The sequence below is a fragment of the Arthrobacter sp. UYEF21 genome, from assembly GCF_040546085.1.
In the GTDB taxonomy this organism is placed as follows: Bacteria; Actinomycetota; Actinomycetes; order Actinomycetales; family Micrococcaceae; genus Arthrobacter.
Genome location: NZ_JBEPNF010000004.1, coordinates 23623 through 46719, shown reverse-complemented (window position 1 = coordinate 46719; position 23097 = coordinate 23623). Strand labels below are relative to the sequence as shown.

21 protein-coding genes and 2 tRNA genes are annotated in these 23097 nt (G+C 63.0%); 5 read left to right on the top strand and 18 right to left on the bottom strand.

Going from position 1 to position 23097, the window contains the following annotated elements:
* The first annotated feature begins 4 nt into the window (after nt 1–4).
* The gene (gene pknB / locus ABIB27_RS06200) at nt 5–1969 is read left to right on the top strand and encodes a Stk1 family PASTA domain-containing Ser/Thr kinase (RefSeq protein ID WP_354217292.1); all 1965 of its coding nucleotides are present in this window, start codon (nt 5–7) and stop codon (nt 1967–1969) included.
* A 100-nt stretch (nt 1970–2069) separates the two neighbouring features.
* On the opposite strand, the gene ABIB27_RS06195 is transcribed toward pknB, so the two are convergent.
* Genes ABIB27_RS06195 through ABIB27_RS06185 form a run of 3 tightly spaced genes read right to left on the bottom strand, consistent with a single transcriptional unit; the run spans nt 2070 to nt 3690 of the window.
* Complete coding sequence (locus tag ABIB27_RS06195; RefSeq protein ID WP_354217291.1) at nt 2070–2711, bottom strand: aminodeoxychorismate/anthranilate synthase component II; 642 nt, start codon at nt 2709–2711, stop codon at nt 2070–2072.
* Nucleotides 2708–2878, bottom strand: coding sequence for a hypothetical protein (locus tag ABIB27_RS06190; RefSeq protein WP_354217290.1), 171 nt, complete (start codon nt 2876–2878; stop codon nt 2708–2710). Before ABIB27_RS06190 ends, ABIB27_RS06195 begins: the two co-directional genes overlap by 4 nt.
* A 2-nt stretch (nt 2879–2880) precedes the next feature.
* Nucleotides 2881–3690 (bottom strand): class E sortase, encoded by an 810-nt coding sequence (locus ABIB27_RS06185; protein WP_502909127.1) that lies wholly within the window; start codon nt 3688–3690, stop codon nt 2881–2883.
* 175 nt (nt 3691–3865) lie between these two features.
* Between ABIB27_RS06185 and ABIB27_RS06180 the strand changes: the two genes are divergently transcribed.
* Nucleotides 3866–4120 carry a cell division protein CrgA gene (locus ABIB27_RS06180; protein WP_354217327.1) on the top strand — a complete coding sequence of 85 codons (255 nt, stop codon included), beginning with the start codon at nt 3866–3868 and terminating at the stop codon, nt 4118–4120.
* Nucleotides 4121–4139: 19 nt separating this feature from the next.
* Nucleotides 4140–4754, top strand: a complete 615-nt coding sequence (locus tag ABIB27_RS06175; protein ID WP_354217289.1) for a DNA-3-methyladenine glycosylase I — start codon at nt 4140–4142, stop codon at nt 4752–4754.
* A 420-nt stretch (nt 4755–5174) separates the two neighbouring features.
* Here the strand turns inward: ABIB27_RS06175 and ABIB27_RS06170 are convergent, their stop codons facing one another.
* The 3 genes from ABIB27_RS06170 to ABIB27_RS06160 form a co-directional block, all read right to left on the bottom strand.
* Complete coding sequence (locus ABIB27_RS06170; RefSeq protein ID WP_354217326.1) at nt 5175–5420, bottom strand: carboxymuconolactone decarboxylase family protein; 246 nt, start codon at nt 5418–5420, stop codon at nt 5175–5177.
* Nucleotides 5421–6208: 788 nt separating this feature from the next.
* Nucleotides 6209–7090: a rhomboid family intramembrane serine protease gene (locus ABIB27_RS06165; RefSeq protein WP_354217288.1), complete on the bottom strand. Its 882-nt coding sequence runs from the start codon at nt 7088–7090 to the stop codon at nt 6209–6211.
* 9 nt (nt 7091–7099) lie between these two features.
* Entirely contained in the window at nt 7100–7645 is a 546-nt protein-coding gene (locus tag ABIB27_RS06160) for a peptidylprolyl isomerase (protein ID WP_354217287.1), read from the bottom strand.
* Nucleotides 7646–7801: 156 nt separating this feature from the next.
* Here ABIB27_RS06160 and ABIB27_RS06155 point away from each other — a divergent pair, with 156 nt between their 5' ends.
* A complete protein-coding gene (locus ABIB27_RS06155) occupies nt 7802–8806 on the top strand; it encodes a hypothetical protein (RefSeq protein WP_354217286.1) in 1005 nt (334 codons plus the stop codon).
* Nucleotides 8807–8943: 137 nt separating this feature from the next.
* Nucleotides 8944–9819 (top strand): glycosyltransferase family 2 protein, encoded by an 876-nt coding sequence (locus tag ABIB27_RS06150; RefSeq protein ID WP_354217285.1) that lies wholly within the window; start codon nt 8944–8946, stop codon nt 9817–9819.
* A gap of 31 nt (nt 9820–9850) precedes the next feature.
* Here the strand turns inward: ABIB27_RS06150 and ABIB27_RS06145 are convergent, their stop codons facing one another.
* From ABIB27_RS06145 to dnaA, 12 genes are all read right to left on the bottom strand, one after another.
* On the bottom strand, nt 9851–10804 hold the full coding sequence (locus ABIB27_RS06145) for a DMT family transporter (protein ID WP_354217284.1): 954 nt from the start codon (nt 10802–10804) through the stop codon (nt 9851–9853).
* Nucleotides 10805–10872: 68 nt separating this feature from the next.
* A tRNA-Ala gene (locus ABIB27_RS06140) sits at nt 10873–10948 on the bottom strand.
* Between the two features lie 71 nt (nt 10949–11019).
* Nucleotides 11020–11136, bottom strand: coding sequence for a DLW-39 family protein (locus ABIB27_RS06135; RefSeq protein ID WP_354217282.1), 117 nt, complete (start codon nt 11134–11136; stop codon nt 11020–11022).
* Between the two features lie 67 nt (nt 11137–11203).
* A tRNA-Ile gene (locus tag ABIB27_RS06130) sits at nt 11204–11277 on the bottom strand.
* 98 nt (nt 11278–11375) lie between these two features.
* Nucleotides 11376–12041, bottom strand: coding sequence for a DUF3566 domain-containing protein (locus ABIB27_RS06125; protein ID WP_354217281.1), 666 nt, complete (start codon nt 12039–12041; stop codon nt 11376–11378).
* Nucleotides 12038–14716, bottom strand: coding sequence for a DNA gyrase subunit A (gene gyrA / locus ABIB27_RS06120; protein ID WP_354217280.1), 2679 nt, complete (start codon nt 14714–14716; stop codon nt 12038–12040). Before gyrA ends, ABIB27_RS06125 begins: the two co-directional genes overlap by 4 nt.
* A gap of 59 nt (nt 14717–14775) precedes the next feature.
* Nucleotides 14776–16866 (bottom strand): DNA topoisomerase (ATP-hydrolyzing) subunit B, encoded by a 2091-nt coding sequence (gyrB, locus tag ABIB27_RS06115; protein ID WP_354217278.1) that lies wholly within the window; start codon nt 16864–16866, stop codon nt 14776–14778.
* 373 nt (nt 16867–17239) lie between these two features.
* A complete protein-coding gene (locus ABIB27_RS06110; protein WP_354217277.1) occupies nt 17240–17797 on the bottom strand; it encodes a DciA family protein in 558 nt (185 codons plus the stop codon).
* The gene (recF, locus tag ABIB27_RS06105; RefSeq protein ID WP_354217276.1) at nt 17790–18989 is read right to left on the bottom strand and encodes a DNA replication/repair protein RecF; all 1200 of its coding nucleotides are present in this window, start codon (nt 18987–18989) and stop codon (nt 17790–17792) included. The genes ABIB27_RS06110 and recF overlap by 8 nt, the downstream gene beginning before the upstream one ends.
* Nucleotides 18990–19034: 45 nt before the next feature.
* Nucleotides 19035–19919: a phosphogluconate dehydrogenase (NAD(+)-dependent, decarboxylating) gene (gnd, locus tag ABIB27_RS06100; protein ID WP_354217275.1), complete on the bottom strand. Its 885-nt coding sequence runs from the start codon at nt 19917–19919 to the stop codon at nt 19035–19037.
* Nucleotides 19920–20017: 98 nt separating this feature from the next.
* Complete coding sequence (gene dnaN / locus ABIB27_RS06095) at nt 20018–21142, bottom strand: DNA polymerase III subunit beta (protein ID WP_354217274.1); 1125 nt, start codon at nt 21140–21142, stop codon at nt 20018–20020.
* Nucleotides 21143–21670: 528 nt separating this feature from the next.
* Complete coding sequence (gene dnaA, locus ABIB27_RS06090; RefSeq protein ID WP_354217273.1) at nt 21671–23092, bottom strand: chromosomal replication initiator protein DnaA; 1422 nt, start codon at nt 23090–23092, stop codon at nt 21671–21673.
* Nucleotides 23093–23097: the final 5 nt, after the last annotated feature.

Below are 23097 nucleotides of genomic sequence, written 5' to 3'. Positions count from 1 at the left end.
GCACGTGAATGATTCCCCCCGCACCCCGCTACACCGTGAGGACGCCCCCACGGTGACTAATCAGCGTGTCCTGAGTGAACGCTACGAACTCGGCGGGCTGATCGGACGTGGGGGCATGGCAGACGTCCACCGCGGACTGGACACCCGGCTGGGCCGTACGGTGGCCGTGAAGCTGCTCCGTCCGGACATGGCCCGGGATCCCCAGTTCCGGGCCCGTTTCAAGCGGGAAGCGCAGTCTGTGGCGGCGCTGAACCATTCTTCCATTGTGGCCATCTACGACACGGGCGAACACTTGGTGCAGGACGGCTCCGAGGACAGTGTCCGGGTGCCCTACATCGTGATGGAGTTTGTGGAGGGTAAGACGCTCCGCGATCTGATCCGGGCCAAGGAAGTCAGTATTGACCAGGCCATTGAGTTCTGTCTCGGTGTCCTCTCGGCCCTCGAGTACAGCCACAAGGCGGGCATTGTCCACCGGGACATCAAGCCAGCAAACGTGATGTACTGCGAGGGATCCAACTCCGTGAAGGTCATGGACTTCGGGATCGCCCGGGCCATGGCGGATTCCTCGGCCACCATGACCCAGACCCAGGCCGTGGTGGGAACTGCCCAGTACCTGTCGCCCGAACAGGCCCGGGGCGAAACCGTGGATGCACGCAGCGACCTCTACTCGGCGGCCTGCCTGCTGTACGAAATGCTCACGGGACGCCCGCCGTTCGTGGGCGACAGCCCAGTATCAGTGGCGTACCAGCACGTCCGAGAAATCCCCGGAGCGGCCAGCAGCCTGAATCCTGAGGTTTCGCCGGCGCTGGACAGTGTCCTTGCGAAGGCCCTGCAGAAGAACAGGGACGATCGATTCCAGGATGCGGCGGCCTTCCGTAGCGCCCTGCGCGCGGCCCGGGCGGGCGTCCCTGTTCCCGCGCTCCCGTCCACGGAGGCGCCCACCGACCCCAACGACCACGTCCCCACGCCGGCACCCACGCCGGCAACCGAGGCTTTTGCCGTCACCAGCGCCAGTTTCCTGGGCGATGCCCCCACCGGGCGCTATAACCTCACGGAAACGTACGACGACGGGGCAACAGTTCCCGTGCAGGCGTCCGCAACGATGGAACCGCAGGAAACGGACGATTTGCCCCTGGGCCTCCCGCCGGAACGGGAGCGGACCGCACGGCAGAAGTCCCGCCGTCGTACGTGGATTGCCACGCTGGTGATCTTCACCCTGCTGGTGCTCGCCGGCGGGGGCCTGTGGCTGTTCCAGCTCATGAACCAGCCGCCTCCGCCACCTCCCAAGGTGGTGGTGCCCGCAGTGGTCTCCCTGACTGAGTCTGCGGCACTCCAGGAACTCTGGGGCGCCAACCTGCGTCCGGAAATCAAACGCAGCACTCATAAGACCGTGCCCAAGGGGACGGCAATTGACACAGATCCGGCGGCTGGAACAGCGGTGGGTCCCAATGCCGCGGTGATCTTGAATATCTCCGAAGGTCCCAGCGTCCTGAAGATCCCGGAGAACCTTCCCGGCCAGACCGAAGCCGCAGCCCGCGACATTCTGCGGCAGACGGGGCTGGTCGGAGCACAATCCACCACCGAGGCCAACAGCGCGACGGTGCCCCGCGGCAGAGTGATCACCACCAGCCCTGCACCCGGCCAGATGGTGGCTCCGGGCAGCACAGTGGAGATTGTTGTTTCCACCGGCAAGGTGGCCATGCCGGAGTTGCGTGGCCGCACCCGCGCAGAGGCGGAAACGGCGCTCAAGGACCTGGGCCTGGTGCCCAACGTCCAGGAAGTGGAGAACTCCCAGGTGGAGGCCGGTAGGGTGACGGACCAGAGCGAGCCAGTGAACGTAGCGGTTGACCAGGGTAAGACCGTCAATGTGGTGGTCGCCAAGGAGCCGGCGCCGCCGCCTTCGCCAACAGCCACACCAACCGCCACACCCAGCGCCACACCCAGCGACAAACCCAGCAGGAGGGACTGACCCTCCACCCACAGCCAACAGCAACGCGGGGTCACTTCCTGCCCATCCCGCAGGGGAAAATGGGCGCGACGTGACCCCGCGCTGGTTTAAAGCCGGCCAGTCAGTGCTGGATGAGCGGGCTCAGCGTGGCCGCACGGGCGGCCGCACCGGTCATGCCCAGCGATTCGAGCCAGTTGCCCAGCATCTGGTAGCCGCCTTCGGTCAGGACGGACTCCGGGTGGAACTGCACGCCGCACAGCGGGGCCGTCCTGTGCTGAAGCCCCATGATTACGCCGGAGGCCGTTTCGGCGGTGATCTCCAGGACATCCGGAATGGTGTCCCGCACGGCCGCCAGCGAGTGGTACCGAGTAGCCGTCACGGGGGAGGGGAGCCCGGCGAACACACTGGTGCCGTTGTGCTCCACAAGGGACGTTTTGCCGTGCATCAGTTCAGGAGCGTGGGTGACCGTGCCACCGTAGGCTTCTGCCAGTGCCTGGTGGCCCAGGCAGACGCCGAACATCGGTTTGTTGTTCCCGCCGCACCATTTAATCAACTCGATGCACACACCTGCCTCGGCTGGGTTGCCGGGGCCCGGTGAGACGAGGACGCCATCGCGCGTTTCAGCCATTTCGATGGCCTCCGCGAGAGTCACATCGTCATTGCGCACCACCGTTGTTTCGGCGCCGAGTTCCTGGAGGTAGCCCACCAGGGTGTAAACAAAGCTGTCGTAGTTATCGACGACGAGGATTTTGGTTGTGGTCATGGCTGGCTTGCAGAACCAATCGTTGAGTCGGTGAATGCGGTGAATCCGGACATCCAGGGGAAGAGGAACTGGACCATCAGGACCAGAGCACCGGCGATGAGCGCCAGCGACGTGAGGAGCCGCAGCCAGAAGGGGCCCGGCAGGTGGCGGAAAATCCAGCCGTACATACTCAGCCTCCCCCTACTGCTGCCGCAACCTGGGCGGCGATCTCGGCCGGCGGCCCGGCCGATGCAGGGCGCCAGCTGTCCAGCACAGCGTAGGCGATGATGCGCTCCTCGGAGCCGAAACGCGGGTTGCAACTGGTCATGGTGAGGAAGCTTTCGGTGGGAGTGACGCCGGGGCGGGTGGGGACCGGTTCCAGGACATCGGTCCGGGACGGCATCACAATCTGGTTGTTACGGAAGACGTAGACGTAGTAGCCGTCCTTCGTCTGGACATATACCTTGTCGCCCGGAACAAGGGTATGGATGTTGTCCAGGACGGCGCCATGGGTCTGCCGGTGCCCGGCCACCGCGAAGTTCCCGACGGCGCCCGGCATGGCTGTGTTGGCGTAATGGCCCAGGCCCAGGGTGTCCAGGACGTCGCTGCTGGTCCCTTGCACGATGGGCCGGGTGTAGTAGTTGCCGAACCGGGGGATGTACATGATGCCGATGGTGCCGGCATGGCCAGGTGCCGTGGCGACCGCAGGAGTGCCGTGATCCACTGGCTCCGACGACGCTCCCAGGCCGGTGCCGGACGGCGCCGGCGGTGCTGCACTGCCGAGCTGCTGGGCGAAGTCCTTGATCACGGCGCTTTGCTTGGCGTCCGACTCCACGTTCGTCCACCACAATTGCCACCCCACAAACAACAAGAGAATGATGCCGGCCGTGATGAGCAGTTCGCCGAACACCTGCACCGTTCCTCGCAGGATAGAGGCGCGGGAGGGCTGGACACGCGCGGGCGGCCTGGCGGCACGCCTCGCCCTTTCCTGCACTACCACGCGTTCTCCTCCGGGGTGGCCGCGCCGGGCCATAGTGCACCCCGAACTGCGGCTAGAATTGGCTGCTAGTAAGAATCCAGATTTGACCAAGATCGCGCAGACCGCTGGCAACTTCCTTCTTGCAGGATATCAAGCCCGCGGCGCCGAGCTTGCTCCAGTCCGCCAAGGAGAGCACGTGCCCGAGTCAAAGCCACGCCGGAAGACTTCCAGCGCAGCGCAGCCCGCATCCGCGACGCAGGCGTACAAACCCAACGCCATCTGGTTTAAGCCCGTGATGTTCGGCCTGATGATCATCGGCCTCCTGTGGATCATCACCTTCTACATCAGCGAAGGCCGTTTCCCGGTCCAGGCCTGGGGGTCGTGGAACATTGTGGCCGGTTTCGGCATTGCCATTATCGGGTTCCTCATGACCACGCGCTGGCGCTCATAGCGCTGGCTGCAGTATCAGCATGACCCCCGCGGCCGGAGGCCTGGACGGCACGATCCTTGGCGATGACGGCCTTGCCCGTCCGCCGTGGGCTTCCGTCGATGCTCTCCTGCGTAAGTACTATGACACCGAGTGGGGCCTCCCGGTCCGGGACGAGCACGGTCTGTACGAACGCATCAGCCTGGAGGGATTTCAGGCCGGCCTGTCGTGGGCCACCATCCTCCGCAAGCGTCCGGCCTTCCGGAGCGCCTTCCACAATTTCCACCCGGACACCATTGCCGCATATACCGAGGCGGACGTTGAGCGGCTCCTGCAGAATCCCGGCATTGTCCGCAACCGGCTCAAGATCCGCGCCACCATCACCAACGCCCGCGCTACCGTCGCGCTCCGGGAGTGCGGAGGCCTCGCTGATTTTGTCTGGCAGTTCCAGCCCGCCGCCACGCCCCAGCCGGCCACACATGCAGACATCCCCAGTCAATCGCCCGAATCGGCAGCACTGTCCAAAGCATTGCGTAAGCACGGGTTTTCCTTTGTTGGCCCCACCACTATGTATGCGCTGATGGAGGCCATCGGCATGGTGGACACGCATTTGCTGGCGAGCCACCGGCGCGGGTCCTCGGGCGTCTGGCCCGCCTGACCAGCCCTGCCGTGGAGCGGGTTCTCCCCAGCTGTTGGAAAAGTTATCCACAATGTGCGTAACTTTTGTTTACGCCTGGCAGTAGGGCCCGGGCGCAGGCCCTGACGTGCAGGACACAAGCCACCATGACCGAACACACAGTTATTAACAGTGTGGATTAGCTGTGGATAACCTAACTCTCCGCGCGCGTGGCCCGCGGGGGAAACACAGCCAAGCCTCCCGTACTCAGCGCCCCCGGGCCACTGTTGCCGGGGCTTCGGGGTGCCGTGCTTAGCACCCCGGGCTACTTCTGCCGGACTGGTGTTGCCCGCCTACTAGTGCCGGGCTTAACGCTCTCGCTCACCGCTCCTGCCGGACCTGATGATGGCTGGTGATGGAGACGTGGTTGAAAGCGTTGATGTTGATCGCCAGCCCAGCTGATTATCGAAACTCCTCAACACTGAGATGTTCGCGCGCAGTGGCTTCCTCATGCTCACGGGTACGGGAATTCGGTAATCGACCCTGCCAAGGCCGGTGCCGCCCACTCCTTCTCCGTGAACAGCGCAGTGTCACGCAGGCCGGCAGCACAGCCAGCCGCTGCAGGGCCACTCCGGCCTTCACCGCGTCCCTCACGTGCAGGTCCAGGCAATACGGGCAGCCGTTGATCTGCGAGCTCCGCATGTAGATGTGCTGGGTTTGCGGTGGTGGCGCTCAGGGTGGTCCCACTTGCTGGGGCATTTGCGGGTCGAGGGCCAGGAAGCATTTTGCAACAAGCCACAGTTTTCCACTTACTAACAATCGACTACCCACAACTTATCCACAGCTGTGGACAACAATCCACAGGGTGGCGGGAGGGAAGCCCTCATGGGCCCCACGCGGGAGAAAAGGACACCTAACTACAAGTCCGTAAGTTATTAACATTGTGAATAACCCTGTTGATACCCGCCGGTTAAATGGCTTATAACCGGGCTGGGAAGCCAAAAATGGGCAAGTTGTCCACAGGACTAGCCGAAACGGGCCGGTTTCTCCACATAACCACAGGCTCGTCCCCAGAGGTTTTCCATACTTGTGGATAGTACAGGCGGAAAATCCTGGAAAATAGCTGGCTTCCGGGAGTTGAGACCTGACCGGCACCTGAACTACACGTGTGTAAGTTACCAACAGTGTGGATAACCCTTGTGTATAACTCTGGAGCTCAATACCAGTGGGAGGACCGTAAGAGTCCTTCACCCGCTGACTGCAATAGTGGCCAAGGCTCCGCAGAGGGCCGAGGCGCCGGGAGGGCCAGGGGCCTCAGGCACGGCATGGCGAGACGAGGCAGCAGTCATGGGCCCGGCTTGCAGTGCAGCTCGCAAGAGCGCAAAAGACCCCGGCGTCCGCTGGGGACGCCGGGGTCTGAAGTATGGAGGGTCGCGGCAGCAAGTGCACGCTAACGAGTGGGCGGTCTACCCAGAGGGGACCTAGCCTGGCGTGACCTAGCCTGAGGTGACCTTGACCCAGCTCACGGCAACGAGGAGGACCAACACGGCGGCGAGCCCGGCAGCCTGGATCAGTCCCTGGCGCGGACCGCGGGGCGTGTAGGCAATAACGGCAGCGCACAGGCCACCGGCGATCAGGCCCCCGAGGTGGGCCTGCCAAGCGATCTGGGGGACCACAAAACCAATCACGCCGTTGATGGCGATCAGGATCCACAGCTGGCGGGTATCTCCGCCGCGGTGCCGCTGCACCAGGAGCATAGCCCCGAAGAGACCGAAGATGGCACCGGAGGCACCCACAACACCGGTAAGGGGAACGCCCGGTTCGTAGCCGGGAGTGAGCGCCAGGTAACCGACTGAACCGCCGAATGCCGAGATCAGATACAAGGCGAGGAAGCGGATCCGTCCCATGAGCGGTTCGAGTGCCTGTCCGAAAATCCACAGCATGTACATGTTCAGCACAATGTGGAGGATGAACCCCTGGGAGTGCAGGAACGCGGCCGTCAGCATGCGCCAGGGTTCGAACTGGCCGAATTCGGGCGCAGCAAAGACGTTGGCGAACGCCAGGTTCTGGTAGATCCACTCGTTCGGAACCAGCCACTGCAGGACATACAGCACCACGCAAACCCCAATGATGCCGAACGTCACCAGTGGTTTGCCGGTAGCCACAGCGCCGCCGTAGGCGCTCTTGACGGCCGGCGTCGTCCGTTTTATTTCGTTGACGCAATCAACGCACTGGAATCCGACGGCGGCCGCCCGCTGGCAGTCCGGGCAGGCAGGGCGCCCGCAGCGCTGGCAGCGCACGTAAGAGGGCCTGTCCGGGTGCCTTGGGCACACCGGAACCTGCGCGGACGGCTCAGCCGCCGGAATTCCGTAGCTCATGCGATGGGGTTAGAGCTGCTCGATGTCGATGCTGTTGATGGTGACATCCTCCACCGGGCGGTCGCCCATGCCGGTACGAACGCCTTCGATGGCGTCGACGACCTTCTTGGATTCGTCGTCGGCCACCTCGCCGAAGATGCTGTGCTTGCCCTGCAGCCAGTCGGTGGGAATGGTGGTGATGAAGAACTGTGATCCGTTGGTGCCCTTGCCCATCTGGATGCCGGCATTGGCCATGGCCAGCTTGTAGGGGGCGTTGAAGCTGAGCTCAGGGTGGATCTCGTCGTCGAACTTGTAGCCCGGTCCGCCCACGCCGCGGCCCAGCGGATCGCCGGCCTGGACCATGAAGTCCTTGATGATGCGGTGGAAGATGGTGCCGTCGTACAGCGGCGTGCCCGTCTTGTCCTCGCCCGTCTCGGGGTGGGTCCAGGCCTGCTCGCCGGTGGCGAGGCCAACGAAGTTCTTGACCGTCTTGGGCGCGTGGTTGCCGAAGAGGTTGACGACGATGTCGCCGAGGCTGGTGTGGATGGTTGCTTTTGCAGTTGCGATGGCAGTCATACCGCCCATTCTTCCACGGCGGGTCAACGCGGAAAGCGGAAGGACCTGGAGTTCCGCGCTGGGTGAAATCAGCCGTAAATCCGCTGGAAGAATAGCCGGTGCAGGTCAATCCACGTAGGCTAACACCAGAACCGTCACATTAATCGGGAGGTAGTTGTGAAGAAATCGGATCGTATTGCCCGTGACCTTGAACAGTCAGTCAACAACGCAGTTGAGTATGCAAAGGACTGGGCATCCCCCCGCGTGGAAGCAGCAGTGGATTGGGCAGTTCCCCGCCTGCAGCACGGCCTGGACACGGCATCCCCCAGGATCCAGGAAGGGCTAAAGACTGCAGCCCACAACCTGGCCGGTGGCGTCGCAACAGTGACACCTCGCATCCAGGACGGCCTCGCGCAGCTTGCCCCGAAAATCCACGACGCCGTTGAAGTGACCACACCGCGGCTGCATGAGGCCGTGGACAGGGCCACCCCCGTCATCATGAACGCTCGTGACCGCGTGGTGGTGGAGTACCTGCCGCGCCTCTCGGACCAGATCGGCCACGCCTCGGAGGCTGTACACCGCACGCTGGAAAGTGCTCCCACGCATGTGGACGCCGTTGCCAAACGGCTCACCGATTCCGGTGTAGTGCATTCCCTTCAGGAGCAGGCTCAGTCGGCTGGCACCCAGCTCCGGGCCGCCGCGCATGGAGCGGGTAAGGCCGTAGGCATCCAGATCGCGGAGCCCCAGAAACCGAAGAAGCGTGGCTGGCTGGTGTTCGGCATCATCGCGGCCGCTGTGGCCGCAGGCGTTGCCGCTTGGAAGGCGTCCAAGCCCGTGGAAGATCCCTGGAAGACGCCGTCTCCGGTCACGCCCACTCCGGCTCCGGTGCCTGCCACGACGGTGAACGACGCCAAGGACACTGCAGAGGACGCCGCCAGCAAGGCTGCAGCCGCCACTGCCTCGGCCTCTGACATTGTTGCTGACAAGGCAGACGCTGTTGCTGACGAGGCAGAGGACGTTGCCGGGGATGCCAAGGGCAGCTCGGGTGATGCTGCCGATAAGGCCAAGCACCTGGCCGACGAGTCGGCGGTCGCGGAGGCCAAGGCTTCCACGGACGCCAAAACGGCCATGAAGAACATCGCGTCCAACATGAACGGTTCCGCGGACAAGAACACCAACTGATCATTCCGGCGCAGTCGCGCCGTCCACTGAAGGGGCTCCGCCTGGCGCGGGGCCCCTTCAGTGTTTTCCCAGTGTTTGTCCGGGCCCAAGCCCTGTCACCGCTGGGCAGGACCCCGATCGGTGCTAAATTTGGACTGATGTCAGCCGATAAATCCTCTGGGGATGCCTTGAACGACGCAGCGCAGCTGCCGCGCGTGTCCATTGTGATCCCGGCTTATAACGAGGAAAGTGTTATCCGGCAGTGTCTCATCGCTGCCGTCTACCAATCAGTGCCGGCCCACGAAATCATCGTGGTAGACAACCTCTCCACGGACCGAACCGCCGCCATCGTGGCGCAGATGCAACTTGAGTATCCGGAGAGCCCCGTCATTCTGCTCAGCCAGGACCAGGACCAAGGACTGATTCCTACCCGCAATTTCGGACTCAACCACGCCACCGGCGACGTTCTGGGCCGCATCGACGCCGACTCCGTGGTGGAGCCGGATTGGGTGGAGCAGGTCCAGCAGGCATTCCAGGACCCGTCAGTACAGGCGGCAACGGGTCCGGTGGTCTATTACGACATGCCCATGCGCCGCTTCGGCCTCAAGGCTGACGATAAAATGCGCCAACTGATGCTCAAGCTCGCCAAGCACCAGTACCATTTCCTCTTCGGTTCCAACATGGCACTGCGTGCCACCGCCTGGGAAACCATCCGGGATGAAACCTGCCGTGATGAGAAGGACGAGATGCACGAGGACATCGACCTCTCCCTGCACCTCGCCGACCACGAACTCAAGGTCCAGTACTGGCCTCAGATGGTCTCCGGCATGTCCGCCCGCCGGCTGGAAGACTCACCGCGGGACTACCGCTACTACGTGACCCGCTTCGACCGTACCTACAAAGCGCACAACGTCAAGAAGATGGCCCTCAAGGCACCGATGGTGGTCTTTTTCTCGGTGTACTTCCCGGCCAAACTCCTGCGTGCGATCCACACGGTCAATACCGCCCAGCCTGTCCGCCGCGGCGGACAATAGGCTGCGCCCTGCCGCCAGAGAGGGGGCGCCCTCAGTCCGTGCCCAGTTCGGCGAGATGGTCCGACGGCGGTTCCTCGGTTTGGTTGCCATCGACTGATCCGTTGCCCCGACGGCGGCCCGCGCGGAAGCGCTGTCCCATCACCACAACGGCAAGTCCGGCGAGGATGAGCCCCAGACCGGAGTAGGTGCCGGCTGGAAGCGTTTCGTTGAGGAATACCGCTGCCAGCAGAGCCGCGCCGGGGATTTCCAGCAGGATGATCATGGACACCAGCAGCGGGCTCATGGTGGCCAGCAGGTGATTAAAAGCGGTGTGGCCCACCAGTTGGGCACATACGGTGATGGCCACGATCCCCACCCAGCCAACGGCGTCGAACCCTGCCAGTGGCTGGCCGCTGAACAGCGCCAGCACCGCCACCAGCGCCGCGCACATCCCGTAGCAGAGTGTGGTGTAGGTTCCGGTGGTCATGGTCTGGCGGGCCTTGCCGCCAGCCAGGGTGTAGAGGCCGGCCAATGCACCTCCGGCCATAGCCAGGACATCGCCCAGAAAGGCCTCAGGCGAGGAGGCCATGTCGAACCCGGTGATGGTAACCACGCCGACAAAGGCGATGCCCAGTCCTGCCAGCACCTGCCACCGGTGCCTGGTCCCGCGGAAGAGCTGGAAGACCGCGATCCACGCCGACTGCAGGCACACCAACGCGGTGGCGGCGGCGACGGAGGTCAGTTGCAGGGAGGTGATGAAGCAGGCGAAGTGAAGGGCCAGCGCGACGGCGGCCAACAGGGACCAGCGGAATTCTGGTGCGGTGATGCGGCCGAACTGCCGCGGTTCGCGGACCAGGGTGGGGGTGGCCATCACCACGGCCGCGATGGCGTTGCGCCAGAAGGCAATGGCGAGGGCACTGACGGTGGTGGCTCCGAGGGTGGCTGCGATCAGTGGCCCGGATGAGGCCACGCCCAGCACTCCGAGTGCTGCGAGAAGGAGGTTCACTGTTTCACCCTATTGTTCGGCACAACGAAAAGTCCCGGACAGCGTTTCCGCTGTCCGGGACTTTCTTATGGTGGAGGCACGGGGACTCGAACCCCGAACCCCCTGCTTGCAAAGCAGGTGCGCTACCAATTGCGCCATGCCCCCATAAGAAGCAACCCGTCAATCATACCCTAGAACCGTGAAGCCTTTTGACAGCTTCCTGTCCGGGATCCGGCCTATTCGACCTGATCGGTCGACTGGCTCCAGACTGTTTTCCGGGCCTCGGATTCCTGTGCTTTCCTGTAGAGCAGGACGCCTGCGATCGCAGCTGCAAGTACCAGCAACTTCTTCACATGCACCCCGTTCCCGGCTCAGCCTGCCAAAGCAAACCGAACCATCCGTGAACCTGCACAGGTTCCGTGGGCGTACCAGGACTTGAACCTGGGACCTCTTCGTTATCAGCGAAGCGCTCTAACCGCCTGAGCTATACGCCCCGATGCCTCATCGGGCCGAGATATGACTGTACAGCACATCCCGGCCCGATCTCAAATCGAGGCATTTCACCGCGAAATTCCGGTGAAAAATCTGGGATTTAGTCGTCCGTCAGGGTCACACCAATGCCGCCCACGAGGGTAGCTGAGATGTTGTACAATACTGCCGAAAGCATGGAAAGGGCCGTCAGCAGGACCACGTTGACAACGGCGATGATGGTGGCGAACGAGGCCACCTGGCCCAGGGACGCGACCTTCTTGAGCTCGAAGCCGCCGCCCTCGGAACCTGCCAGGGTGCCCAGGAGACTGTCCACCTGGTCAAAGATTCCGGTGAGGTCCAGCACGGTCCAGAGCACGATGGAGGCCACCACCGTGACGATTCCCAGCGCCACGGACAGGAGGAATGCCATCTTCAGGACCGACCAGGCATCCACTTTGCTGACCAACAGCCGGGCACGCCTGACCTTGGCCTTGGGCGCGGGCTTGACGAGGTTGGGCTGGCCCTGAACGGGACGCTGGCCCGCAGCGGCTGGGCGCTGACCGGGGGCCGCAGGACGTTGGCCCTGTACGGGACGTTGCCCTGGCTGGCCTTGCACGGGCCGCTGGCCGGGTTGTCCCTGCGCTGCGCGCTGTCCCGGCGCTCCGGCCGGGGCTGCCGGCCGCTGCTGCGGACGGATGGGCGCGTTCACCCGGGGTGCGGCCGCGGGCTGCGGCGTTTCGCCGGGTACAGTGCTGCTCGGCTTGGGATATGAGTCGGGATTACTCACTCGTTACCTCCGGTGTAGTCTTCGTTCGGCTCAGCGTCGCCGGAGGCGTCCTCTGACTCAACAGCCGGCGATGTGTCTGGTTTTGTTGCTGACCCTGCGGATCCCTCCGGGGACCCGGCCTCTTCGGTCAACGTTACGTCATCATCCTCGGACTCTTCGCCCTCGAGACCGCGTTCGCTGTTCCGGGCCACTTCGATGATGCGGTCGTTTTTGTCCGGTTTTGCGAAGATGACACCCATGGTGTCCCGGCCCTTGGCAGGCACACCGGCCACGGATGAACGGACCACCTTGCCGCCCTCCATGACCACCAGGACCTCGTCCTCTTCCTGGACAATCAGGGCACCGACGAGATGGCCGCGTTCCTCCTGGTATTTGCCCACCTTGATGCCGAGGCCGCCGCGGCCCTGCAGGCGGTATTCCTCCACCGCAGTCCGTTTGGCGTAGCCACCCTCGGTGACGATGAAGACAAACGAGCCGTCCGTGACCACGTCGGCGGCCAACAGCTCATCATCCTCACGGAACTTCATTCCGGTGACACCGGAGGTGGCCCTGCCCATGGGGCGCAGTGCGTCGTCGGTGGCGGTAAAGCGGATGGACTGGCCCATGCGTGAGACGAGCATCAGATCATCTGATTCCGACACGAGCTGGGCCGAAACCAATTCGTCCTCGTCGCGCAGGTTGATCGCTATGACACCGGCGGAGCGGTTGGTGTCGTAGTCCTCCAGCCGGGTCTTTTTGACTAGGCCACGTTTGGTGGCCAGCACCAGATACGGCGACTGCTGGTAGTCCTTGAGGTCCAGCACCTGGGCGATGTGTTCGTCCGGCTGGAAGGCCAGCAGGTTGGCCACATGCTGGCCCTTGGCGTCACGCCCGGCCTCCACCAGCTCATAAGCCTTGGCACGGTAGACGCGGCCAAGGTTGGTGAAGAAGAGGAGCCAGTGGTGGGTGGTGGTGACAAAGAAGTGCTCCACCACGTCGTCGCCGCGAAGCTGGGCACCCTTGATGCCCTTGCCGCCGCGCTGCTGCGAACGGTAGTTGTCGCTGCGGGTGCGCTTGACGTAGCCGCCGCGGGTAATGGTGACAACCATTTCCTCCTCGGGGATCAGGTCCTCGATGGACATGTCGCCGTCGAAGCCCATGAGGATCTTCGTGCGGCGGTCATCACCATGCTTGGCCACGATTTCCGCCAGCTCTGTACTGATGATCTCGCGCTGGCGCGTCTCCGAGGCCAGGATCGAGTTGTACTCCGCGATCGCAGACTCCAGTTCGGCATGCCGGTCCTGGATCTTCTGACGTTCCAGGGCAGCCAGCCTGCGCAGCTGCATGTCCAGGATGGCCCGGGCCTGCAGCTCATCGATGTCGAGCAGCTGCATCAGGCCGTCGCGCGCAGCCTCGGTGGTGTTGGATGCCCGGATAAGGGCGATCACTTCGTCCAGCATGTCCAGTGCCTTGAGTAGTGCCCGCAGGATGTGGGCTTCCTCTTCGGCCTTGCGCAGGCGGTACCGCGTCCGGCGCGCAATGACATCCATCTGGTGGATGACCCAGTGACGGATGAACGCGTCCAGGCTCAGGGTCCGCGGAACGCCGTCCACAATGGCCAGCATGTTGGCGGAGAAGTTGCTCTGCAGCTCGGTGTGCTTGTAAAGGTTGTTCAGCACCACCTTGGCCACGGCGTCGCGCTTGAGGACGATCACCAGGCGCTGGCCGGTGCGGCCGGAGGTTTCGTCGCGGAGGTCCGCGATGCCGGAGATCTTGCCGTCCTTGACCAGTTCAGCGATCTTGATGGCCAGGTTGTCCGGGTTGGCCTGGTACGGCAGTTCGGTGACCACCAGGCAGGTGCGTCCCTGGAGTTCCTCCACATTGACTACCGCGCGCATCGTGACGGAACCACGGCCGGTCCGGTAGGCGTCCTCGATGCCCTTCCGACCAAGAATGGTTGCGCCGGTGGGGAAATCGGGTCCCTTGACGCGCACCATCAGCTCTTCGAGAAGTTCCTCGCGGGTGGCCGTCGGGTTGGCCAGGTACCACTGGACACCGTCGGCTACTTCGCGGAGGTTGTGTGGCGGGATGTTGGTTGCCATGCCCACTGCGATGCCGGAGGAACCGTTGACCAGCAGGTTGGGGAACCGCGCCGGCAGGATGGTGGGTTCCTGGTTCTTTCCGTCGTAGTTGTCCTGGAAGTCGACCGTTTCCTCGTCGATGTCCCGGACCATCTCCATGGCCAGCTGCGCCATTTTGGTTTCGGTGTACCGCGGGGCGGCTGCACCGTCATTGCCTGGCGAACCGAAGTTGCCCTGTCCCAGCGCCAGGGGGTAGCGCATGGTCCAGTCCTGGATCAGGCGCACCAAGGCGTCGTAAATCGCGGTGTCGCCATGGGGATGGTACTGGCCCATGACTTCGCCCACCACACGTGCGCATTTGTTGAACGAACGCTCCGGGCGGTAGCCGCCGTCGAACATCGCATAAATCACGCGGCGGTGCACGGGTTTGAGGCCGTCGCGCACGTCGGGAAGGGCGCGGCCCACAATTACGGCCATGGCGTAGTCGAGGTAGGAACGCTGCATTTCGGTCTGCAGGTCCACCTGCTCAACGCGGTCGATCAACACATCGCCTTCAAGTACGGTTTCCGGAAGATCGGCGGAATCCGCCGGGTTCTCGGGTGTCTCGTCACTCATCGTTTATATTTTCCGTTTCAGGTATATGTCGGTTATGGAATATCAGTCGGTGAGGCCGGCTAGATATCCAGGAACCTGACGTCCTTGGCGTTCTGCTGGATGAAGTTTCGGCGGGACTCCACGTCTTCACCCATCAGGGTGGCGAAGGTCTGGTCCGCTGCCAGGGCATCGTCCATGGTGACCTGCAGGAGGGTGCGGTGGTCCGGGTCCATGGTGGTGTCCCACAGTTCGGTGTAGTCCATCTCGCCCAGGCCCTTGTAGCGCTGGATACCGTTGTCCTTCGGGATGCGGCGGCCGGCAGCCTGGCCGGCAAGGAGCTTCGCATCCCGCTGCTTGTCACTGAAGACGTAGTCGTGCGGCGCATTGGACCACTTGATCCGGTACAGCGGCGGCTGTGCCAGGTAGACGTAGCCGTTTTCGATGAGCGGACGCATGTAGCGGAACAGGAGCGTCATCAGGAGGGTGGTGATGTGCTGGCCGTCAACGTCGGCATCGGCCATCAGCACGATCTTGTGGTACCGGAGCTTGCTCAGGTCGAAATCCTCGCCGATGCCGGTGCCGAACGCCGTGATCATGGACTGGACCTCGGCGTTGCCCAGTGCCTTGTCCAGCCGGGCCCGTTCCACGTTCAGGATCTTGCCGCGGAGGGGCAGGATGGCCTGGGTTTCGGGGTTGCGTCCGCGCTTGGCCGAACCACCGGCGGAGTCGCCCTCCACAATATAGACCTCGCAGCGCGCGGGGTCCTTCGAGGAGCAGTCGGAGAGCTTACCCGGCATGCCGAAGGACTCCAGCGGGCTCTTGCGGCGGGCGTTATCGCGGGCCTTGCGGGCGGCCATGCGGGCCTGGGCCGCCGAGATGGCCTTGCGGATAACGTCGCGGGCCGGGCCGGGGTTGCGTTCCAGCCAGTCGCCAAGACCGTCAGTCACAACGCGCTGGACAAAACCCTTGACCTCGGAGTTGCCAAGCTTGGTCTTGGTCTGGCCTTCGAACTGCGGCTCTGCGAGCTTGACCGAGATGACTGCCGTGAGGCCTTCACGGATGTCATCACCGGTGAGGTTGTCATCCTTTTCCTTGATGATGCTCTTCTCCCGCGCGTAGCGGTTGATGAGCGATGTCATCGCGGCCCGGAAGCCCTCTTCGTGGGTGCCGCCCTCATGGGTGTTGATGGTGTTGGCGTAGGTGTGGACGCTTTCGGAGTACGCGCTGGTCCACTGCATCGCCATTTCCAAGGCAATTTTGCGGTCCTTATCCTCGGTTTCAAAGGCAATGACGTCCTCGTGCACAACATCAACCTTTTTGCCCGAGTTCAGGTGCTTCACGTAGTCCAGGAGGCCGTCGTCGTATTGATACACCACGGTGCGGTGATCTGCGGCGACTTCGCCTTCGGTGACAACACCATCAAGGTCGAGGTCGTCGTCGGACTCCGACTTCACCGCAACGGGGCGCTCGTCCGTGAGGGTGATGCGGAGGCCCTTGTTCAGGAAGGCCATCTGCTGGAAGCGGGCCCGAAGCGTCTCAAAATCGAAATCGATGGAATCGAAGATGCTGGCGTCAGGGTAGAACGTCTGGGTGGTGCCGGTCTCGGTGGTTTCTTCACCCTTGACCAGGCCTCCCTGGGGCTTGCCGCCGTCGGCGAAGGACATCCGCCAGGCGTTACCCTGGCGCCGGACCGCGGTGTCCACCCGGCTGGAGAGGGCGTTAACCACGGAAATACCCACACCGTGGAGGCCGCCGGAAACGGCATAACCACCGCCGCCGAACTTGCCGCCGGCGTGCAGGATCGTCATCACCACCTCAACGGTGGGCTTGTGCTCGGTGGGGTGCATATCCACGGGGATTCCGCGGCCATCATCAACAACTTTCACGCCGCCGTCCGCCTGCAAGACAACTTCGATGTGCGTGCAGTAGCCTGCCAGGGCCTCGTCAACGGAGTTGTCCACCACTTCATAGACCAGGTGGTGCAGGCCGCGCGGTCCGGTGGAACCGATGTACATGCCCGGACGTTTCCGGACTGCCTCAAGGCCTTCAAGTACTGTAATATCGCTTGCGCCATACTCCCGCGGTGCCACGGCCTCCGCCGGCGTATCGGGCGTAGGCACGCCCTCCACTGCGCGTTCCACTGCCTGGGTATCTGTATTGTCGTTAGCCACAGGTGCTGTCGACTCCTCTTTTTCGATGATGGCCGGCGGTAACTTTCCCAAGGAAAAGCGGCCGCCAACAGGCACAAGGTGATGGCACTGACGAGTAGGTCGACCTGCAGAACGAGATCCGGCTGCGTTGAGCGCGCGGAAAACGGACTCAGTCAACGTTTCACCGGCGCCCAGTTATCTGTTGCAATTCTACCGTGAAATGGCTGCTATTCCCGCATTCCAGAGGGGACGCGGAGTCCCAAAATGCCTGCGTGAGGCCGTTGATCCCGCCTTGGCCGCCCTCGCGGTCCCACCTCCGGGTTCCTATACGCCCCAAGGGCGTTAGACCGCCCTACACGCCGTCCGGCCAATATTCAAGAGCCGACGACGGCGGCTAACCGTACGTATCGCGCGGCCCCCGGCCGTTGACGGTACGGCCGCCCTTGCGCCAACTCGGTGCCGATGGTCCGAGCACCTGGATGCTGGTGACCACTCCGTCGCCCAGTTCGGTGCGGAATTTCTCCAGGAGGCTGATGCTCAGCAGCCGCAGCTGCGTGGCCCAGGCGGTCGAATCACAGCGGACGTGCAGGGTGGTGTCGGTAAAACTCTCAGGTGTGCAATGCGCCGAGATTTCCGGACCCACCAGGGTGGCCCACTCCGCCATGACGGAACCCACCGCCACCGGCGAGGTCCACCCGCGTTCGGCCACGAGGCGTCCCACGACTTTGCCAAGTCCAAGGGGATCCCGGCCAGTCGAATGGAACTGACTGAAGCCCCGGGTGTCCCTGACGCCGCGTTTGGCTTTCGCGGCCCCGCCGGAAGGAAGTGCCTTACGGCGGATTTCGCCGCGGGACGCAGCGGCCTCGCGCATCCTGTTCAGTGCCGCCTGGGGCGCGTCGATGTTGTCAGGATCCCGGCCGGGCTGCAGCCCGCCCTTTTCATCCTTATTCATCGATACCTCCCGGGATAACCTTCACCCGCCGGCCGGAGAGCTCGTCCGGGATGTCGGCGTCGACGGCGGCTGTCACCAGGACCTGCTCCGCGCCGGAGACTATTGCCGCCAGTTTACGCCGTCGCTGGACATCGAGCTCGGCAAAAACGTCGTCGAGGATGAGGATCGGAGCAGACCCGCCGGTCCGGGCGTCGTCCAGCATGACGTAGTACGAGGCAAGCCGCAATGAGAGGCACATCGACCACGTTTCGCCGTGCGAGGCATACCCCTTTGCGGGCGCTTCGCCGAGGATCAGTGCCAGCTCGTCCCGGTGCGGTCCCACCAAAGAAATTCCCCGTTCCAGTTCCTTTCGGCGCGACGCTGCGAAGGCCTGGACATAGCGGTGGGTGAGTTCCTCGACGGTGAGGAAACGGAGATCGTCGGCTCCGGCGGACCCGGCCACCGCGGAACCGCCGCCGGCATCCGGGGCCGAGCCGTCGTCGTCCATTAGGTTCTGGAGTGTGGACCGGTACACGGCGCCGGCTTCCTTGGAACCGTCGGTGAGCTGGGCATACGCCTTGGCCAGGTGAGGGCGAAGCCGTTCCACGAGTTCCAGCCTGGCATACAGCAGCTCGGCGCCGGCCCGGGCCATGTGCATGTCCCAGACATCGAGCGTGGCTTCATGGCCGGCAGTGAATTTTCCGGTGCGGGCGGATTTGAGCAGCGCATTGCGCTGTTTGAGGACCCGGTCGTAATCGGTGCGGGTGGCCGAATGCCGCGGAATCAGGCTGACCAGCAGCTCGTCGAGGAACCGGCGGCGGCTTGACGGATCCCCCTTGACCAGCGCCAGGTCCTCGGGCGCGAACAGCACTGTCTGGCAGATTCCCAGCAGATCCCTGGCAGGGACCGGATTGCTGCGGTTAATCCGGCCGCGGTTGGCCCGGCCGGCGTTGATTTCGAGTTCCAGCACCGTGGTCTGCCCGCCGCGGACCACACGGGCCCGGACCAGCGAACGTTCCGTACCGAACCTCAGCAGCGGACCGTCGGAACTGACCCGGTGCGAACTGAGCGTAGCCAGGTAACCGATGGCCTCCATCAGGTTCGTCTTGCCGATTCCGTTGGATCCTACCAGAACCGTCACACCCGGCCCGAGGGCAAGGTCAACCTGGGCGTAGCTGCGGAAATCGGTCAGCGAAAGGTGTTCTAGGTACACTCGGTCTTCAGAATTCTCGGAACCCCGCGGGTTGAGGGGTGGATGCTACTTGGCGGGACGGGTGGCATGTCCGCCGAACTGGTGGCGCAGGGCGGAAACCATCTTCATGGCGGGCGAGTTATCTTCACGGGACGAAAAGCGGGCAAAGAGTGCGGCCGTGATGGCCGGTGCCGGCACGGCATTGGCGATCGCCTCTTCAACGGTCCAGCGGCCCTCACCTGAATCCTCCACATAATCATCGATGGAGGCCAGTCCCGGATCCTCTTCCAGTGCCTTGACCATCAGATCAAGCAGCCAGGACCGGACCACCGTGCCCTTTTGCCAGGCGCGGAACGTGCCGGGCAGGTCATCAACGATGTCTTTGGCCGCGAGGAGTTCGTAGCCTTCGGCATAGGCCTGCATCAGGCCGTATTCAATACCGTTGTGCACCATTTTGGCGTAGTGGCCTGCGCCGACGCCGCCCACGTGGACGAAGCTGTCCGCTCGTTCCCCCTCAGGACGGAGGGCATCGAAAACCGGCAGGGCACGCTCAATATCGGCGGTATCGCCTCCGGCCATGAGGCCGTACCCGTTCTGGAGTCCCCACACACCGCCGGACACACCGCAGTCGGCGAACTGGATACCCTTTTCCGCCAGCGCGGCACCATGTTTCTGGTCCTCAGTAAAGCGGGAGTTGCCGCCGTCGATCACGAGGTCACCGGCGTTGAGCTTGTTTCCGAGCTCGGTAATCACTGCATCGGTAATTGCGCCGGACGGGACCATCACCCAGATGAGCCGCGGAGCCGGAACTGCCGCGATGAGCTCGTCCACGGAGGCGACGTCGGTGACATCGGGGTTGCGGTCAAAACCAGTGACGTCGATGCCACGCTTGCGCAGCCGTTCGCGCATGTTGAAACCCATTTTGCCAAGGCCGATCAGTCCGATATGCACGTGAGTCTCTTTTCTGCGCGGGTTGGCTGGTTAACGGAAATCATCCCAACTAGGTAGCACTAAGCGTCGTTTTGAGCACTTACGACGTTATCTGCTACCTAGTTGGGGAGGCGGACGGGCATGACCAGGTAACGGTAGTCGTCCTGGTCCTCACCATCGGCGTCCACCTGGGCCGTGATCATGGCGGGCTTCGGTGCCGTGGTGAAGGAGAACCGGACGTACTTGGTCTCGATGACGGCGAGTCCCTCCACCAGGTAGTGCGGGTTGAACGCCACGGTGATGTCGTCACCGGACAGCTGGGCTTCGAGTTCTTCGGAGGCCTGGGCGTCCTCGCCGGTGCCGGCGTCCAGGTGCAGCAGGCCAGCGGTAAAGGCCAGCCGTACCGGGGTGTTCCGTTCGGCCACGAGGGATACACGGCGGACCGCCTCCACCAGCTCCTGGGTCTGCACCGTCGCATGGATGGGTGTGGAGTCCGGGAACAGCGACCGGATTTTGGGGTAGTCGCCGTCTACCAGCAGAGAGGTGGTGGTGCGGCCGCCGCTTTCAAAACCGATCAGGCGGCTGTCGTCATCAGCCAGGGCGAGGTTAATGTCGCCGCTGTTGCCGAGGGTCTTCGCGACTTCGTTGAGGGTCTTTGCCTTGACCAGCGCGCTGGTGGAAATTCCCGGGGTGGCCGGCTTCCACGGCACTTCCCGCATGGCCAGGCGGTAGCGGTCCGTTGCCAGGAGCGTGATGAGATCGTCCTCGATCTCCATACGAACCCCGGTGAGGATAGGAAGAGTGTCATCCTTACTGGCCGCAATGATCACCTGCGACACAGCCTGGGCGAACGCGTCTCCCGGGACAGTCCCGCTGATGGCGGGCAATGCTGGCAGCGGCGGGTACTCTGCCTCGGGCATGGTGGCCAAGTGGAAGCTGCTGCGGCGGCAGGTCAGGGTGACTTTATTGCCGTCTGTTTCCACTTCCACCGGCGCGGAGGGAAGGCTACGGCAAATGTCAGCGAGGAGCCGGCCGGAAACCAGGATGGTGCCTTCAGTGCTGATGTCCGCAGGGATTTCCAGCCGTGCGGACGTCTCGTAGTCAAAACTCGAGAGGCTCACCGTGCCGGCTTCAGCCTTTAGGAGCAGGCCGGACAGCACTGGAACCGGAGGCCGCGGAGACAGCGACCGGGCTGTCCAGGTGACGGCTTCTGCCAGGACATCCCGTTCGACTCTGAACTTCACGGAAGGGTGCCGCCTTTCATTGCTGCTGCCATGTCTGAACCGGGGACTCCCAGCGGGAGCCCAAAAGTAGTCGCGCCCCAACCACGGAACCTGCATGGTTCGTCGAGTACGGAACTACAAAGAAACCCAAGGATGGGAGCGCTGCTGACAGCTTAGCCGGAAGACCGGTGATTAACGCATCCCCGGCGATCCCGCCAAGGCCTGTGGGGCCCTTTGGTCCCGGCCCGGTCGGAGTGCGGATCGAGATTGTTATTTGAGGGAAATCAATTTCTTGGGATTAGTAGTGTTAATAACCCCTGTGGAAACTGTGGATAACTCGATCCGGCCGCAGGATCCAGCGGTTAAGCCCTGTTCATCGATTGTGGGCGACACAGGTTTTAAACAGGCTGTGGATGGGGATAACAACTTTTGGGATTTCGCTGATCCACAGGCGCCTTAAGGGTTTTAAGCCTATTAAGCGGAGTTGTCCCCTTAAGTATCCACAGGGTTATCCACATGCACCTGTTAATAAGGTACAGAGGCGAGGGGTCAAGAGTCGCGCTGTTGCTGCTTGATGCGGTTGGTGAGCTCGGTAACCTGGTTGTAAATCACACGCCGCTCAGCCATCAGCTCCCGGATTTTGCGGTCGGCGTGGATCACTGTGGTGTGGTCCCGTCCGCCGAGTTCCTGGCCAATCTTGGGCAGCGACATGTCCGTCAGTTCCCGGCAGAGATACATGGCGATCTGGCGGGCGGTGACCAGGGTCCGGGTCCGGGACTTGCTGCAGAGTTCCTCCATGGTGAGTTTGAAGTAATCAGCCGTCTGGATCAGGATCTGGCTCGACGTGATTTCCTGGGCGCCGTCATCGGTAATGAGGTCTTTCAGGACCATCTCGGCCAGGGCAACGTCCACTGGCTGTCGGTTCAGGCTGGCGAACGCCGTGACCCGGATCAGCGCACCCTCAAGTTCGCGGATGTTGCTGGAGATCTTGGAGGCGATGTATTCCAAAGCATCGTCCGGTGCGGAGAGGCCTTCGCTGAGCGCCTTTTTGCGCAGAATGGCAATGCGCGTCTCCAGTTCGGGCGGCTGGATGTCCGTGAGGAGGCCCCATTCAAAGCGGGACTTCATCCGGTCTTCAAAGCCCGCCAACTGTTTGGGCGGCAGGTCAGAGGTGATGACCACTTGCTTGTTGTTGTTGTGCAGTGAATTGAATGTGTGGAAGAACTCCTCCAGCGTTCGGTCCTTGCCGGCGAGGAACTGGATGTCATCGATCAGCAGCACATCCACATTGCGGTACGTGGTCTTGAAGCTGGCGCCTTCGTCGTCGCGGATGGAGTTGATGAAGTCGTTGGTGAACTCTTCAGAATTCACGTAGCGGACCCGGATCCCGCTGTACAGGCGGCGGGCATAGTGGCCGATAGCGTGCAGCAGGTGCGTCTTGCCAAGGCCTGAATCACCGTAAATGAACAGGGGGTTGTACGCCTTGGCTGGGGCTTCGGCCACGGCCACTGCGGCGGCGTGGGCAAAACGGTTGGACGAACCGATCACGAACGTATCGAAGACGTACTTGGGATTCAGCCGGCCGAACTCATGCGAGGTGCTCGGCAGCATGGGCTGGGGCTTCTGTTCGATCAGCTGGTCTGCCGAATAGGACGGTTCGACGACGGGTTCGGGCTCTTTGTGGATGGGGACCAGATCGGTGTCCACGTCGATGGCGCACCGGATGTCCTCCGAGAAGACGTTGTGCAGGGCATCGTCCAGGGCGTCCTTGACTTGGGTCTGCAGGACTTCGCGGGTCAGTTCGTTGGGAACGGCGACCAAGAGGGTGGATCCGATTAGGCCCTGGGCCTGGGCCAGGATGACAAACCCCCGTTGCCGCGGCGAGACGCGGTCGTCCTGCTCGAGGAGGGTCACCACGCGTCGCCAGGAACTTCCGACAGTATTGGCGTGGTTGGCTTCGTCTACTGTCATCAATC

Coding starts and splice junctions, on each gene's coding strand:
- ABIB27_RS06195 (WP_354217291.1), bottom strand. CDS start 2,711: ATGACCACAACCAAAATCCTCGTCGTCGATAACTACGACAGCTTTGTT.
- ABIB27_RS06190 (WP_354217290.1), bottom strand. CDS start 2,878: ATGTACGGCTGGATTTTCCGCCACCTGCCGGGCCCCTTCTGGCTGCGG.
- ABIB27_RS06175 (WP_354217289.1), top strand. CDS start 4,140: ATGACCCCCGCGGCCGGAGGCCTGGACGGCACGATCCTTGGCGATGAC.
- ABIB27_RS06165 (WP_354217288.1), bottom strand. CDS start 7,090: ATGAGCTACGGAATTCCGGCGGCTGAGCCGTCCGCGCAGGTTCCGGTG.
- ABIB27_RS06160 (WP_354217287.1), bottom strand. CDS start 7,645: ATGACTGCCATCGCAACTGCAAAAGCAACCATCCACACCAGCCTCGGC.
- ABIB27_RS06150 (WP_354217285.1), top strand. CDS start 8,944: ATGTCAGCCGATAAATCCTCTGGGGATGCCTTGAACGACGCAGCGCAG.
- gyrA (WP_354217280.1), bottom strand. CDS start 14,716: ATGAGTGACGAGACACCCGAGAACCCGGCGGATTCCGCCGATCTTCCG.
- ABIB27_RS06110 (WP_354217277.1), bottom strand. CDS start 17,797: ATGAATAAGGATGAAAAGGGCGGGCTGCAGCCCGGCCGGGATCCTGAC.
- dnaA (WP_354217273.1), bottom strand. CDS start 23,092: ATGACAGTAGACGAAGCCAACCACGCCAATACTGTCGGAAGTTCCTGG.